Here is a 237-nt window from a genome sequence, read left to right as displayed (position 1 = left end):
CAAATTGCCGGTAATGGCGCTTCTGATATCATTTCTTAATTAGGTTTAGCTTTCGAAGCTGGTATGAATGCTGAAGATATCGCATTAACAGTACATGCTCACCCAACATTAGGTGAAATGTCTATGGAATCTGCTGAAAAAGCAATTGGAATGCCAATCCACACAATGTAATTTTTAGTCAAACTGACTAAATATATAGATAGAATAACTTTAATTAGATTTTATTGAGGTTATTTG

1 pseudogene is annotated in these 237 nt (G+C 33.3%); it reads left to right on the top strand.

Annotated elements, in window-relative coordinates:
• Nucleotides 1-171: pseudogene (locus F1592_RS13510) on the top strand (dihydrolipoyl dehydrogenase); the annotation flags it as partial.
• Nucleotides 172-237: the final 66 nt, after the last annotated feature.

The organism is Staphylococcus sp. GDX7P312P (assembly GCF_008385775.1).
In the GTDB taxonomy this organism is placed as follows: Bacteria; Bacillota; Bacilli; order Staphylococcales; family Staphylococcaceae; genus Staphylococcus; species Staphylococcus haemolyticus.
Note: the sequence above shows the minus strand (reverse complement) of the source record. Positions and strands in the feature narration are given on the sequence as shown.